The sequence below is a fragment of the Caballeronia eucalypticola genome (assembly GCF_047608185.1).
In the GTDB taxonomy this organism is placed as follows: Bacteria; Pseudomonadota; Gammaproteobacteria; order Burkholderiales; family Burkholderiaceae; genus Caballeronia.
The window spans coordinates 103873-119400 of record NZ_JBLKRU010000013.1 but is presented as its reverse complement, the minus strand read 5'-3'; the positions used below and the strand labels follow the sequence as shown (position 1 = coordinate 119400).

8 protein-coding genes and 1 pseudogene are annotated in these 15528 nt (G+C 60.4%); 7 read left to right on the top strand and 2 right to left on the bottom strand.

Going from position 1 to position 15528, the window contains the following annotated elements:
- Nucleotides 1-100 precede the first annotated feature (100 nt).
- Both ACMX25_RS17170 and ACMX25_RS17165 read left to right on the top strand, forming a co-directional pair.
- Entirely contained in the window at nt 101-2488 is a 2388-nt protein-coding gene (locus ACMX25_RS17170) for a phosphoketolase family protein (protein ID WP_414951196.1), read from the top strand.
- Nucleotides 2489-2493: 5 nt separating this feature from the next.
- Entirely contained in the window at nt 2494-3639 is a 1146-nt protein-coding gene (locus ACMX25_RS17165) for an acetate/propionate family kinase (protein WP_414951194.1), read from the top strand.
- Between the two features lie 28 nt (nt 3640-3667).
- Here the strand turns inward: ACMX25_RS17165 and ACMX25_RS17160 are convergent, their stop codons facing one another.
- On the bottom strand, nt 3668-7855 hold the full coding sequence (locus ACMX25_RS17160; protein WP_414951193.1) for a CheR family methyltransferase: 4188 nt from the start codon (nt 7853-7855) through the stop codon (nt 3668-3670).
- A 315-nt stretch (nt 7856-8170) separates the two neighbouring features.
- On the opposite strand from ACMX25_RS17160, the gene ACMX25_RS17155 reads away from it, so the two are divergent.
- The 4 genes from ACMX25_RS17155 to ACMX25_RS17140 all read left to right on the top strand — a co-directional run bounded on the left by ACMX25_RS17155 (nt 8171) and on the right by ACMX25_RS17140 (nt 12637).
- Complete coding sequence (locus ACMX25_RS17155) at nt 8171-10483, top strand: helicase C-terminal domain-containing protein (RefSeq protein ID WP_414951272.1); 2313 nt, start codon at nt 8171-8173, stop codon at nt 10481-10483.
- A gap of 51 nt (nt 10484-10534) precedes the next feature.
- Nucleotides 10535-11038, top strand: a complete 504-nt coding sequence (locus tag ACMX25_RS17150) for a hemerythrin domain-containing protein (protein WP_414951192.1) — start codon at nt 10535-10537, stop codon at nt 11036-11038.
- A gap of 128 nt (nt 11039-11166) precedes the next feature.
- Complete coding sequence (locus tag ACMX25_RS17145) at nt 11167-11781, top strand: recombinase family protein (protein WP_414951191.1); 615 nt, start codon at nt 11167-11169, stop codon at nt 11779-11781.
- A 133-nt stretch (nt 11782-11914) separates the two neighbouring features.
- Nucleotides 11915-12637 carry a 2OG-Fe(II) oxygenase gene (locus tag ACMX25_RS17140; RefSeq protein WP_414951190.1) on the top strand — a complete coding sequence of 241 codons (723 nt, stop codon included), beginning with the start codon at nt 11915-11917 and terminating at the stop codon, nt 12635-12637.
- Between the two features lie 1283 nt (nt 12638-13920).
- Here ACMX25_RS17140 and ACMX25_RS17135 read toward each other — a convergent pair.
- A pseudogene (locus ACMX25_RS17135) lies at nt 13921-14640 on the bottom strand (IS6 family transposase).
- A 211-nt stretch (nt 14641-14851) separates the two neighbouring features.
- Between ACMX25_RS17135 and ACMX25_RS17130 the strand changes: the two are divergent.
- Nucleotides 14852-15436 carry a GGDEF domain-containing protein gene (locus ACMX25_RS17130; RefSeq protein WP_414951271.1) on the top strand — a complete coding sequence of 195 codons (585 nt, stop codon included), beginning with the start codon at nt 14852-14854 and terminating at the stop codon, nt 15434-15436.
- The last annotated feature ends 92 nt before the right edge of the window (nt 15437-15528 follow it).

The following is a 15528-nucleotide window of genomic DNA, read 5'->3' as shown; positions in this document are numbered from 1 at the left end:
ATGCTTTAGCGCCTGAATCCCTTTGCAAAGAGCGACCCGCAGAGTGACCCGCCGGATCGAGTGACACCGCCCTCCAACCAACGGATACAACGGACACGATATGGACACACAGGCAACTCCCCGCTCCTCCCCCCTTTCCGCCGACGAATTGCGCAAGATCGACGCTTACTGGCGCGCCTGCAATTATCTGTCGGTAGGCATGATCTATTTACGCGCCAACCCGCTCCTGCGCGAGCCGCTCAAGGCGGAGCACATCAAGCAGCGCCTGCTCGGACATTGGGGTTCGGACCCCGGCCAGTCGTTCACGTGGGTGCACCTGAACCGCCTCATCATGAGGGACGACCTGAACGTCATGTATGTCTCGGGACCAGGCCATGGCGCACCCGCCACCTTGTCGAACTCGTACCTTGAAGGGTATTACTCCGAGGTCTATCCGGATCGGAGTGCTGACGAAACCGGCATGCTGCGCCTGTTCCGCGCTTTCTCGTCACCCGGGGGCATCGGTTCGCATTGCACCCCTGAAACGCCGGGCTCGATTCACGAAGGCGGCGAGCTGGGCTACAGCCTCTCGCACGGCTTTGGCGCGGCATTTGACAACCCCGACCTGATCGTCGCAGTGGTAGTGGGCGACGGCGAAGCCGAGACCGGCCCGCTCGCCACGTCGTGGCATTCGAACAAGTTCCTGAACCCGATAGTCGACGGCGCAGTGCTGCCCATCCTGCACTTGAACGGCTACAAGATCGCGAACCCGACCATCCTCGCGCGCATTCCGCAAGAAGAACTCGAAGCGCTGATGACCGGTTACGGGTACAAACCGCATTTTGTCTCGGGCAACGATCCCGCTGTCATGCATCAACTGATGGCCGAGACGCTTGAGACTTGCATCGGCGAGATTCGCGCGATCCAGGACCACGCCCGTTCGACTGGCGACACCACGCGTCCGCGCTGGCCAATGATCGTCTTGCGTTCGCCGAAAGGCTGGACCGGCCCGAAGGAAGTCGACGGCCACAAGGTCGAAGATTTTTGGCGCGCGCATCAAGTACCGGTGCTTGATCCGGTGACCAACGCGAAGAGCCTGAAGATCGTGGAAGCGTGGATGCGCAGCTACAAACCCGAAGAACTCTTCGACGAAAACGGCACGCTGATCGAAGAACTTCGCGCGATTGCGCCGAAGGGCGATCGCCGCATCAGCGCGAATCCGCATGCGAACGGCGGCCGTCTCAGGCGCTCGCTGGACCTGCCCGATATCCGCGACTATGCGTTCAAGGTCAAGGATCCCGCTGGCACCTACCAGTCGCCTACCGCGGTGCTTGCAACCTGGCTGCGCGACGTGATCAAGCGCAACATGAGCACTTTCAAGCTGTTCGGCCCCGATGAAACCGCCAGCAACAAACTCGATGGCGTGTACGAAGCGTCGGGCAAACGCTGGATCGCCGAGATCAAGCCGGAAGACAGCGACGGCGGCGCGTTATCGGTTGACGGTCGCGTAGTGGAAATGCTCAGCGAGCACACGCTGGAAGGCTGGTTCGAAGGGTACGTGCTGACGGGCCGGCACGGCTTGCTCGCGACCTACGAGGCCTTCGTGCATGTGATCGATTCCATGTTCAACCAGCACGCCAAGTGGCTGGAAAAATCGAAGCTCGAACTCGACTGGCGTGCGCCGGTGCCATCGGTGAACCTGTTGATTACGTCGCTGGTATGGCGTCAGGATCACAACGGTTTCACCCATCAGGACCCGGGTTTCCTCGATGTCGTCACGAACAAGAGTCCAGAAGTCGTGCGCATCTACCTGCCACCCGATGCAAACTGCCTGCTGAGCGTGATGGATCATTGCCTGCGTTCACGCGACTACATCAACGTGATTGTCGCGGACAAGCAGCCGCATTTGCAGTACCTCGACATGGACGCTGCGCTCGCGCATTGCACCAAGGGTATTGGCATCTGGGACTGGGCGTCGACTGACCAGAACAGCGAACCGGACGTGGTGATGGCCAGCGCAGGTGATATCGCCACCATGGAATCGCTTGCGGCCGTCGAGATCCTGAAGGAACATTTCCCCGACCTCAAGATCCGCTTCGTCAACGTAGTGGATCTGTTCCGCCTGATGCCCGACACCGACCATCCGCACGGTCTGTCCAGTCGCGATTTCGATTCTATTTTCTCGCGCGAGAAGCCGGTCATCTTCAACTTCCACTCGTATCCGTCGCTCGTTCACAAGCTCACGTATAACCGCACGAATCACGAGAACATGCACGTGCATGGGTATCGTGAACGCGGCAACATCAATACGCCGTTCGAGTTGGCGATCATCAATCAGGTCGACCGCTTTTCGCTGTGTATCGATGTGATCGATCGTGTCCCGCGGCTTCGCGATACCGGCGCTCACACGAAGAACTGGCTCAAGGATCAGATCAACGCGAGCATTACTTACGCCCACGCGGAAGGCATTGACCGCGATGAAATCCGCAACTGGGTCTGGAAAGGCTAACGACCATGACCCTGGGAATCCTGGTGCTGAACAGCGGTTCGTCGTCGCTTAAATTCGGCGTGTATATGCCCGGCGAGAAGTCCGGCAATGCTTCGGCTAATACGCCGGACAACAGCGACGAAACGCCGTGGCTGACTGGCAGTGCAAAAGGCATAGGCCGCGACGACGGCTCGCTGACCATGCGTTCATCGGATGGTGCGATCGATGTCACGCAGAATCACGTGATGGAGTCGCAGCACGACGCGTTGCAGCGCGTGGCCGACGCGCTGCATGCGCATCTCGACCAGCCGCTGGCCGCGGTGGGGCATCGGGTAGTGCATGGCGGTCCGCACCTGACCGACCATGCGCTGATCACGCCCGAGGTGAAACAGACCCTGCGCGATGCGGTGCAATTTGCGCCCTTGCATCTGCCGCAAGCGCTGGAGCTGCTCGATCTGGCGCAGCAAATTTTCAACGACGTGCCGCATTACGCCTGCCTCGACACCGCGTTCCACCGGACCATGCCTACGCGCGCGACTCACCTCGCGCTGCCGAAACACTACGCTGAAGAAGGGGTGATCCGATATGGTTTTCACGGGCTCTCGTACGAGTCGATCGTCGCTACGCTCGGCAACGATCTTCCGGCGCGCCTCGTGGTCGCGCATCTTGGCAGCGGCGCGAGCCTCTGCGCGATTCGCGATGGCCGTTCAATCGATACCACCATGGGTCTCACGCCTACGGGGGGCATTCCCATGGCAACACGCACTGGTGACATCGACCCTGGTGTGGTCGTTTATCTGATGCGGACCGGAACGCTTGACGCCAATGCGCTCGAACACCTGATCAATTACGAGAGCGGCCTCAAGGGTCTCTCCAATTCAAACGATGACATGCAGGCGCTTCTGCAACGCAGCGACGCTGATGCGGAGCTTGCCATCGATATCTTCTGTACGGCTGTGCGCAAGGCTATCGGTGCGTATGCCGCGTTGATGGGCGGCCTCGACCGCGTGGTGTTCACCGGTGGTATTGGCGAACACGCTGCGGCCGTGCGTGAACGCATTTGCGACGGACTTCAATTTCTCGATGTTCAGTTCGACGTGATCGAGACCCAGGAAGAGCGGCAGATTGCGCGTCATTGCCGCACGTTGCTCAAGCAGCCGGCCGCCTCCTAGCGACTTGTCAGTTCAGGTTGATCGCCCCTCAGCGACGCTCGTGCGTGCCACCGCCATGTGCACCGCGCCAGAAAAACACTTGCTCGGCGGCGGCAACCAACGCTTCGAGCGAGACCGGCTTGACCAGCGTCAGGTCGAAGCCCGACGCGCGTGCGCGCTCGTCATCGTTACCCACGGTGTAGCCCGTTAGCGCAATAGCGGGCAACTGTGCCAGGCGGGGATTCGCCCGGACCCGGCTCATGAGATCGTAGCCATCCATGCCGGGCATGCTGATGTCGCAGACCAGCAGGTCCACGTGGTTGCGTTCGAGCAGCGGAAGCGCGCTGTCGCCGTCATGCGCGGTAGCGACCAGCGCGCCTTCGAGTTCCAGCAACGCCGCGAATGAGCTCGCGGTTTCAGAGTCGTCGTCGACGACCAGCATACGCACGCCCGCCAGCGACCCGCCGTGCTCATCCGGCGCATGCTTGCCAATGGGAAGGCCGTCGACGAGCGGCAGCCAGACGCTCATGCGCGTGCCGCGGCCTTCGCCGTCGGATTGTGCAAGCACGCTTCCCGCATGCGTCTCCACGAGTTGCCTGACCAGCGCGAGGCCGATGCCCATGCCGCCGCCTGTCTTGCGACGCGCTTCGTTGCCTTGTGAAAACATCTCGAAGATATGCGGCAACACCGATGCTTCGATCCCCAACCCGGTATCCGTGACATCGATACGCAACTGGTCCTCTTCACTCGTGAGGCGAACGGACACCGAGCCGCCGCGCGGCGTAAATTTCAGCGCGTTGCTCAGCAGGTTCCACACGATCTGGTCGAAACGCACCGGATCCACCTTGGTCCACACCGGTTCATCCAGACCCTCGAACGACAGCGTTATGCCCCGTGATGCAGCGTCCGCCTCGATGGCGTCGGCGATGGTCTTCAGCATGGCCGCGACGTCGCCCATTGCCAGGTTCAAAGCCAGTTTGCCGGTACGCACACGCGACAGGTCCAGCAAGTCGTCAATGATCTTCGCCTGACCGAGCACCGCGCGCTGGATTGCGTCGGCTGTCTGCTGGATCGCCGGTACGCCCCGCGCCTCGGGAATGCGCGGCAACATTTCCGCCTTCACATGAATCAGGTTGAGCGGGTGCTTCAATTCGTGCGACAGCACGGCCAGGAAATCGTCCTTGAGCCGGTTCGCCGCTTCCGCCTGCGCCCGCACCGCCCGCTCCTCCGCCAGTTGCGACTGGCGCGCGTCTTCCTGCGTCTTGCGGTCCGTGAGATCCCTCACGATCTTTGCGTAACCCGTGAACTTCGGATCGGACAACGGCGTCACCACGCCGCTGCAATACACCTTGCGGCCACCCTTTGAGACCAGCCAGCGATCATCGTCGGCACGGCCATCGCGTTGTGCGACCTCGCGTTCGTGGGCCGCCATACCCGCCTGCTGATCGTCAGCAGTAAAGATCACGTCGATATCCTGCCCGACCGCCTCGGCTGCCGTATAACCGAAGACACGCTCGGCGCCGGCGTTCCAGCTGACGATGCGCCCCTCTGGATCCTGCACGATGATCGCGAAGTCGTTCGTCGTCTGCGCCGCGAGTCTCAGCCGCTCCTCGCCTGCCCGCACGTTTGCCTCGGCGCGGCGGCGCGCCGTGGTTTCAACGAGACTGAGCACCGCGCCGTCGATCCGGTCGTCTGCCGTCCGGTAAGGCAGCACGCGCGCGAGGAACCAGCGGCCGTCGGACGTGGCGACTTCGCGCTCGGTCAGGCGCAACGACTGGAACGTCGCGCTGACGTCGTCGGCCAGTTCGGGATAAACAAGCCGGTGCGTAATGTCGAACAACGAGCGCCCGACATCCGCGCCGATCAGGTTGAACACCGTGGCCGCATTCGGCGTATAGCGTTTGATGCACATCGCGCGATCGACGAAAATAGTGGCGATGTCCGTAGAGGTGATCAGGTTCTCCAGGTCGTCATTGGCTTTGCCCGTCTCCTCGATCTTCGCCTGCAATTCGGCGTTGACCGTGATGAGCTCCTCGTTCACCGACTGCAGCTCTTCCTTGCTGGTTTCGAGCTCTTCCGTCGCCGACCTCAACTCCTCGTTGATCGCCTGCAATTCTTCATTCGATGCCTTCAATTCTTCCATCGACGTCTCGTACTGCTCGATCGTGGTCTGCAGTTGTTCCTTGCTCGAGTGCAGCTCTTGTTCGAGCTGCTGCATCACGGTGTCGTGACCCGTTTGATACGTCACCGCGGCCCGGTCTTCTGTCATGGCCTCCTGGACCTCGTCGAACAGCACGAGGAGGAAGTCGGCGTCGGCAGCGGCGTCGTGGAACGGACGCACGGTCATGTTGACGTAAGACGGAAGTCCGTTGCGCTGCAGCTTGACGCGCCGTGCTTCCACGCTATTGCCCGTCTGCGCGGCCTGGAACAACGCGGTACGCAAGTCGAGCCGCAATTCAGGCAGCACGACGGCAATCATGTTGCTCGACGGTTCGCCGCCGACATAGCGCAGGAAACGTCCCGCGTTATCCGACATATGCACGATCTTCGAATCGCGGTTGACAATCACGCTGGGCGGCGCGTATTGCTCGAGCACACGCTGATGTAGCGCACTGAATGAGAAATTGCGGCGCCCGGGGACCAGCGCCGACCCTGCTTCCTCGTCCTGCGTGAAGCGCCCTTGCAACAGCAGCGAAGGCGCGCCCAGCGTAGGACGGTTCGGCAGCTTCGCCGCCTTTGCCCGATAGATACGATTCTTCTTGTCGACCACGCTGAACAGTTCTTCCACCGAGTCCGCCGACTCCGACGTGCCGAGGAACAAATACCCGTTGGGGTACAGCGCGTAGTGGAACATTTCCAGCACCTGGTTCTGCACACCGCGGTCGAGATAGATCAGGAGGTTGCGGCAGGAGACCAGGTCGAGCCGCGAGAACGGCGGATCGCGTAGCACGTTATGCATGGCGAACAGGATCTTCTCGCGCACGCTTTTCACGACCTCGTAGCGCGAATCCATCTTGGTGAAAAATTTCCGCAGCGTAGAGGGGCGGACATCGGTCATGATCGACTCGGGGTACAGTCCGGCCCGCGCACGCGCGACGGCGCTTTCATCGATATCCGTGGCGAACACCTGGATATTGGCTGAGGAATGTAATGCTTCGCGCTGCTCGCACAGGAGCATGGCGAGCGAATACGCTTCCTCGCCCGACGAGCATCCCGCGACCCACGCGCGAACCTGATCGCCGTCGGCCTTGTTCTGGAACAGGGCCGGCAATACGCCGCGCTCGAGCGATTCGAACGCTTCCCGATCGCGGAAATAACTGGTCACGCCAATCAGCATGTCCTTGAGCAAGGCCGCCGTTTCGCGCGAGTTATCCCGCAGCAAATCACGGTAGGCAATCAGGTTGGGTACGCCGTTGACCTGCAGGCGCCGCTCGATCCGGCGCAGCATGGTTGCACGTTTGTAGAAACGGAAATCGTGGCCGGTGCGGGTGCGTAACGTTGCCAGAATGGCCTGCAACGCAAGTTCGGCCTCACCCCGGTCGGCCCGGTCGTCCGGACTCAACGTGGCTGGTTCCAGTTCAGGCAGCGCGATGCGCTTGGCGTTGTTCCATATGTCGAGCAGTCGCTGCGGCATCTCCACCACCGGCAGCACGAGATCGACCTGGTCTGTCAGGATCGCGTTCTGCGGCATCTCTGAGTATTCGGCGTCGTTGGGCTCCTGCGCGAGCGTCACGCCGCCCTTTTCTTTCACGTTGGCAATGCCGACCGAACCATCGCTGCCCGTGCCGGACATTACGATGCACATCGCCCGCTGACCATGCGCATCTGCCAGGCTCCGGAAAAACCGGTCGATACTGACCGGCCGGCCCGCCGTGGGCTCGGCGTCGCGTGCGTTCAGGAAACCGTCCGCCATCGTCAGGCTCTTGCCCGGTGCGATGACGTAGACGTGGTTCGCTTCTATCCTGGTCGGCCCGCTGACTTGCCGCACGCCCATGCGGGTCACGTTCTGCAGCACCTTGTCCGCGCTGCTGACATGCGTGGCCGACAAATGCAGGACCACGACAAACGCCATGCCCATGTCGGACGGCGCGTTCTCGAAGAAGCGCAACAACGCCTGCACGCCCCCTGCGGACGCGCCAATCCCAACAACGGGGAAATCCAGCGAACTCGGGTTATGAGCCGCGCCCGGCTCGTCGTCTTCTGCCGGCGGCGCCGTTGATGTTGTAGTTTCGCTCACTCCAGGGGCCTCGGTTCGGGGTGCTTTGACAGATTAAAGATACCACTACGCGTTTGAACGAACGTGCTTTCTACTGCATGGGCGACGCAGCGCTCATCGGACACGCGCATCTTGCGGCGGAGGGGATCGGATCATCCGGCTTTTTATCTGGCTTTTATCTCCAGAGGCGCAGGCGGCGCTCATTATATTTACGCGGCATTTTTTGCGGACGTGAAGGCACTGCCAATGATCTGGCTGCTGCGTCATCCGGGGTTGTTGACCGCTTCAGCGGACGAATACGTCGTGATAATATTACTGTATATTTATACAGTAATTATGTCCGATCAACCCGCCTATTCCATCGCAGTACGGGCGTTGTGCGAGTTCACTGCCAAGCGCGGCGACCTCGACTTGCGCTTCACTCCGTCGCCTACTGCGCAACAGGGCATGGCGGGGCATAAGCTCGTCACTGCGCGACGCGGCGAGCGCTACCAGGCCGAACTAAGCCTTTCCGATAAAGTTGGTCCACTGCACGTGCGCGGTCGTGCGGACGGCTACGACCCCGGCCTGAACCAGTTGGAAGAGATCAAGACGTTTCGCGGGAAGCTCAGCGCCGTCCCGGATAACCACCGGCATCTGCATTGGGCACAAGCGCGCATCTACGGCTGGCTGTGCTGCAAAATGCTTGATCTGCAGGAAGTGCGCGTTGCCCTCGTCTACTTCAATATCGACAGCGAGGAAGAGACGGTGTTCACCGAACTGCATTCCGCCGACGCACTCCGCGATCACTTTCACGAGCATTGCGAGCGTTTTCTGGATTGGGCGCAACAGGAACTCGACCATCGCGCGAAACTGCACAGCGCGCTGGCGGGCATGGTTTTCCCTCACGCGTCTTTGTATCCGGGACAGCGGGAACTGGCGGCAGCAATTTACCGTTGCGCGTTGCACGGGCGCAGTCTGCTGGCGCAAGCGCCAACGGGTATAGGCAAGACGCTGGGCAGCTTGTTTCCGCTACTGAAAGCATGGCCCGCCGCACAGCTCGACAAGATCTTCTTCCTCACCGCGAAGCGTTCAGGCCGGCAACTTGCGCTTGATGCACTCACCACGCTTGGCGGCAACACACCGCTGCGCGTGCTCGAACTGGTCGCGCGTGACCGCTCTTGCGAACACCCCGACAAAGCCTGCCACGGCGAATCATGCCCGCTCGCACGCGGCTTCTATGACCGCTTGCCCGCCGCGCGAACCGCTGCTCTTGGAGTGGCGCAACTGGACCGCCATGTGTTGCGCGAGATTGCGATTGAGCACGCTGTTTGTCCGTACTACCTGAGCCAGGAAATGGCGCGCTGGAGCGACGTCATTGTCGGCGACTACAACTATTACTTCGATACGCACGCCATGCTGTTTTCCCTCGCGGAGTCGAAGGAATGGTGTGTCGGCGTGCTGGTGGACGAAGCGCATAACCTGGTTGAACGCGCCCGCGCGATGTATTCGGCCACGCTCGATGAAGCACGTTTTCGCGGCCTGCGCCGCACCGTGCCGCCACCGTTAAAGCGCGCATTCGACAAGATCGCGCGGGAATGGAAAGCGATTTCCAGCGCGCAGGAAACCGATTACGACGTGCATGCGGCCCTGCCCGGACGCTTCATTGAAGCGCTGGACAACATGATCGGGGCAGTCATAGAGTTCGTGACCGAACAACCTGCGGGCCTCGATCACGAAACGCTGCGCTTTTACTTCGATGCCATGCATTTCGTGCGCATTGCAGAGCGCTTCGACACCCACACTCTCTTCGATACCACTTTGTCCCCGCACGGTGCGACGCGGCGCAATACCGTTCTATGCCTGCGCAACCGTGTTCCCGGGCCGCATCTGAAATCGCGCTTTGCCCGCGCGCATTCGGTAGCGCTCTTCTCGGCCACGCTCACGCCCATGCATTTTTATGGCGACATGCTCGGTCTTCCCGACACCTGCCTGCAAGTGAATGTGGAGTCACCCTTTCACGAGGATCAGTTGCAGGTACGCGCCATAGCGAATGTTTCCACGCGATATCGCGATCGAGAGGAATCCGTACCATTACTCGTCGATCTCATCGCGGCGCAGTACAGGCGTGCGCCCGGCAACTACCTGAGTTTCTTCAGCAGCTTCGACTACCTCGATCAGGTCGCCAGCGCGCTGCTTCGCGAGCACCCCGACATTCCGGTGTGGACGCAATCGCGTTCAATGAGCGAAGCGGATCAGCAAGCTTTTCTCGCGCGCTTCACGCAAACAGGGCGCGGTATCGGCTTCGCCGTGCTCGGCGGATCGTTCGGGGAAGGAATCGACCTGACGGGAACGCGGTTGATCGGTGCGTTCATCGCGACCCTTGGACTGCCGCAGCTCAATCCGGTCAACCAGCAGATGAAAGCGCACATGGACGAAGAGTTCGGCGCCGGATTCGACTACACGTACCTGTTTCCCGGGCTACAGAAAGTGGTACAGGCCGCGGGGCGCGTGATTCGAGGCCAGACCGATCAAGGCGTGTTGTATCTCATCGATGACCGCTTTGCCCGCGCCGACGTGCGCCGCCTGCTGCCCGCGTGGTGGCGGGTGGAGATCGTCCGGCACACCGTAACTTCGGCACCCGTTGCTCGGGCATCCGCATTGCTGTGATTCTTGCGAGCGAGTCGCCCCGACCTGCCCCACCCCACGCGAGGAATCATCATGGCTGTCACTACGGCTGCAACTCACACGACCCGGCAGGATGCGCTGACGCTGCTTGAAGAAGAACATCGAGCGGTAGAAAAATTGTTCGATGCGTTCGAACGCGCCGACGATGACGACCTGGAACGCAAGTCGACGCTCGTGCAACGCGCATGCGAACTGCTCACCATGCATGCCATGGTGGAAGAGGAAATCCTCTATCCGGCAGCCAAGGAAGCGCTGGGCGAAGACAACAAGGACGATGTTAACGAAGCAGTCATCGAGCACTTCCTGGTGAAGACGCTGATCGAAAAATTCTCGACGATGAAAGCCGGCGACGAAGGCTTCAACGCCACCTTCAAGGTCCTGACCGAAAGCGTCAATCACCATGTGGAGGAAGAGGAGTCGGAGCTGTTCCCCGAACTGCGCAAGACCAAGCTCGATCTCGGGAAACTCGGTGAGCGGATCGCGACACGCCGCGAGGCGCTGCAAGGCAAGATCACCAAAGTCGCACTGCAGAATTGAGGCGGCAGCGTTGATACCGAGTGCCGCGCATCGTCCGGCAGTTTGCTAACATGCAGCAAGCCGCAGCAGCCGGAAGCGCCTCTGCAGCGCTCCCGGCGGACCATGCGAAGCACTATCGGAGCGCGCTCGTGACCCTCATCGTGTACATCAATACCGCAGGCAATCAGGACGGTCGCGACAACGACCTGTTCCAGATCGACGCGACCGGCTTCCTGGTCGACATGGGTTGCGTCCTGGTCGATAACTGCAGCCACGCCGTGAACGCCACGTCGCGCCCCGCGCTCCAGCGCGCTATCCGCCGCATTAAACCCGGCGACACGCTGGTCGTCGCGCATCTCGGTTACCTGGGAAGCAGCATCAGCGACGCCGTGTCTACGCTCACCGCGCTGGCCGGGAAAGGCGCGCACGTCTTCTGCCTCGAGGCCGGTAAAGCCGATCTTTGCGCGAGCGGCGAAGGCTCACCCATCCGCATGCTGCAGCTTTCCGCCGAACTGGAACGCGATGCCAAACGCGCACGCGCGCTCGACGCGGCCGCGATTGCCAAGAAGGACGGCACCCATCAGGGACGGCCCGCCTCGCTCTCCGACTCACAACGGCAACAAGCACTGAAGGCGCTTGCCGCGGGCAGCACCGTGACGGCCATCGCGCGGGTGCTCAGCACATCGCGGCAAACCATCATTCGCCTTCGCGACGCGGCATCGCGCGATTCCGCTGAGGCGCATTCATCACCGGTGAACCACTAATGCGCCCGGGAAAGCCCTGGGTTATTCATCATATGTTTTCCGCATATCTAATATGACCGCAACATTCGGGGTGTTTTAACGCGCTGTGCAGCGGACACTTGCGGTCATCGAAACCTGCATGGAGATGCTGCCAATGGATGCTCTGGCGACGAATATCGAAGCCCGCGTGAACGCCATCGACTGGCATGCGGTTCAAGAGGAACTGGATCATTTCGGTTGCGCGACGGTCGAGCGCCTGCTCACGCCAGCGGAATGTGACGCGTTGAAAGCGCTTTATGCGCGCGACGAGTTGTATCGGAGCCGCGTAGTCATGGCACGCCACGGCTTCGGGCGCGGTGAGTACAAGTACTACGCTTATCCGCTGCCTGATGTGATCGGCACCTTACGCAAAGCGGTGTATCCGCATCTTGTTCCCATTGCTAACCGATGGAACGAGATCATGCGTATCGACACGCGCTATCCGCCGGACCACGCCGCTTTTATCGATCGATGCCACGCGGCCGGCCAGCTTCGCCCCACACCGCTGATCCTGCAATACACGCAGGGCGACTACAACTGCCTGCATCAGGACTTGTACGGCGAGCACGTGTTTCCGCTGCAGCTCGCGTGTCTGCTGTCGGTACCCGGGCAGGATTTTACGGGCGGCGAGTTTGTGATGACCGAGCAGCGGCCGCGCATGCAGTCGCGGGCCGAAGTCGTACCGCTAGCGCAAGGCGACGCCGTGATTTTTGCCGTGCATAACCGGCCGGTGAACGGAACGCGCGGAGCGTATCGCGTGAATCTCAGGCACGGCGTGAGCCGGCTGAGATCGGGGCACCGGCATACGGTGGGCGTTATTTTCCACGACGCAATTTGAAGCTCAAGGCGCCCCTGCAGTTACCTATTCGTTTTCGTCGAAATAGTGAAGAAGCCTTTTCTGACAACCCTCCGTCACCAAACCTACGCTAAAACCTACGCCAGATCAGATAGGAACTCTTCGGTAAATTAACGTTGCTTTTCGGCAACAGACACAGCGCAGGTCAGCAACCTTCCGCCTGATCGGATAAGCAGTCACCAAGTAAAGTCCGCTGCGGCACGCTATCAATCCCACTCGATCGTCAATCGCCGGATTGAGCCCTTGCGGGACGGCGTTCCCGCCCGGTCGTGGCGCGCCGATACCGTCAACGATACCGAAAAATACTATCGGCACTTACCGCCTCTCTGCGGACCGCAACGGAGAACAGTACCAACGTTGCTCGAACAATCTTGAAAATGGCGCATGTCGAGACGACCGGTGGTGAAATACCGTCATCGATACCGTCAGGCATTTTCCAACTTGCTCCGACCAAAGCCGGCCGTTGCCAAGACCTTAATTCAGAGAACCTGCTCCCCGGGTGGGATTCGAATTGCCGCGCCTTTGGCCCGCCCTATAAGGAGGTCTGGATGTGGCCCGTGGCCGGTTACCCCCAAAACTACCCCCAAAAAATGGCGGAACAGATCGGATTAGCGGCTGGAAAAACGAATGTCCCCGCCCTATCGATTTGCTCGCGAAAACTGTTCGTTGATGTCGCAATCGCGCAACGGTTCGCAACTCAACGGCGACGCAACTCCGCTTTTGCTCGAAACGCCGGCGTAGCTCTTCCGCGCGACAGTCATCGCGGCATCGGCCACTCCCACGGAAACGGCCATACCGTCATTGATGCCGCCAGCCACATTCCAACGCGATCCTAGCAAAGCTTGAAGAAGCCACACTGTGGTCGCGTCTTCGAACAGCGGAGCATACAATGCGTGCCGCAACCGTGGTGAGCGAAGCGTAGTGACCGCTCGATAGAAAGATGCAACCGCGCCACAACACCTTCCCAAGCATCAGCCGGCGCGATCGGTTCCAAGTCAAAGCACAATTGTGCACGCACCCACGACGCCAGTCGCCTATCGCGCTGTCACAAGTTCAAAGGCAGGTAACGGAGCGGTCTGATCATCCAAGCCGGCATCTCAGAAACAGCAGTTCGGCCAAAGCTGTAGGCGGCGAAAATTCCGAGGTTGTACCAGAGCAAAGGCGCCACACGTGTGGGCCGCTAGCGCCAGTTCAACTAAGGCGCCTGAAGCGGATCTGGTGCAAATAGCGGTACCAGTCGAGGAAGTTGCTTTTGATAGGATAGCTTATTGGGCTGAGAAGACCGCATCCCAAACAGTCGGTGTGGCGGTGTCTTTGAGGTCGAGCGTCGCGAGATTGAACTGGCCTTTGCGAATGCGATGGATCAGCTCGATACCTGAGATCGTGGTCGCGGCGCTCCTAAACCGCCTGAAGCCAAGCTTGACCTTCGTCCGGGACTTGACGTTTCGATGGTCTTGCTCGATCAGGTTATTCAGATACTTCGAGGATCTGACTTCCGTGTCGGCGGGCAGCAAGCCGTCAGCCTTCATCTCGCGCACGGCCCGGTGCGAGGCCGCGTAGCCATCGAGGGTGATGGTTTTCGGTGGCTGCCCCTGATGCTTGATGGCCTTCTTGAAAAATGCTTTTGCCGCTGCTACGTCGCGTTTGGCGCGCAGCATGAAGTCTACCGTCTGGCTGGCCCGATCCACGGCCCGATAGAGGTAGACCCACTTACCGCGGATCTTCAGGTAAGTTTCGTCGACACGCCACGACTGTCCCGTGGGCGTGCCAAACCGGTTCCAGCGTTTGCCAAATTCGGACGTATAACGCTGCACCCAACGCAGGATCGTCGTGTGTGCGAGTGATACACCCCGCTCAGCCATCATCTCGACAAGATCCCGCAGGCTAAGCTTCTAGCGCAAGTACCAGCGAACACACAGAAGGATGATCTCGCGATCAAAATGTCGCCCATCGAACAGCTTACCCAGGCTCTTTAGCTTACTCATCATCGGTCATCAGGTCGTGTAGTCCGGCGACTCTAACCCATTCACTGCCTCCATTTGCGCCAGAACCCAACTGACGGTGTTTGCGCTCGTAGTCATGGGCGCGTTCATAGTGTGGATGCATGTGCGATGGCCGGGCCGTTATTCAACGGTCGTGGACCGGTCCAACTTCCTCGTATGCATGGTTACTTTGCCGGGCGCATCGGCCTTGGCCATGCGGCTCAACTCATTGCAGGCACGACTGAAACAACAACGACTGGAACTGAAGGCGGCACTGAACCGCATCCAGGACCTTGCAACGCTCGACGATCTGACGGGCCTCGCCAATCGTCACCGGGCCCGGAAGCTGTTGCTGACCGAAGTAACCCGCGTGGACCGCGCGGTGCAGTCATTCTCCGTGGCATTGCTTGATCTGGACCATTTCAAGGAACTCAACGATCGATACGGCCACGCTGGCGGCGACGAGATACTGCGTCGTTTCTCCGAGGTCGCGCGCGCAAGTGTGCGCAGCGCTGACACGGTAGCGCGCTGGGGAGGCGAGGAGTTTCTGATCCTCATGCCCGAGGCCAACGTGTCCCACGCGTTCGAAGCAATGGAGCGACTACGCGAGCGCATTGCCGTGCTGGCTGTCACGAGCGAGCAAGGCGATATGCACTTTACGTTCTTGGCTGGCGTCGCGGGCCACCGCTTAGTCCAGTCTGTTGACGAAACGATTGTTCGAGCCGATCGCGCACTTTATAGCGCCAAGACGGCGGGCCGCAACCGTGTCGAGGTCGCGGAGAATGCGAAAGACATCTAGCAATAACAGGCATTGTCGAGCGAACCCCGCGGGGTTCGTCTCGCGTTAAAAGCGGGTCGCACCTGAGTCGTCAATAAAGGCGCCGGTTCGGT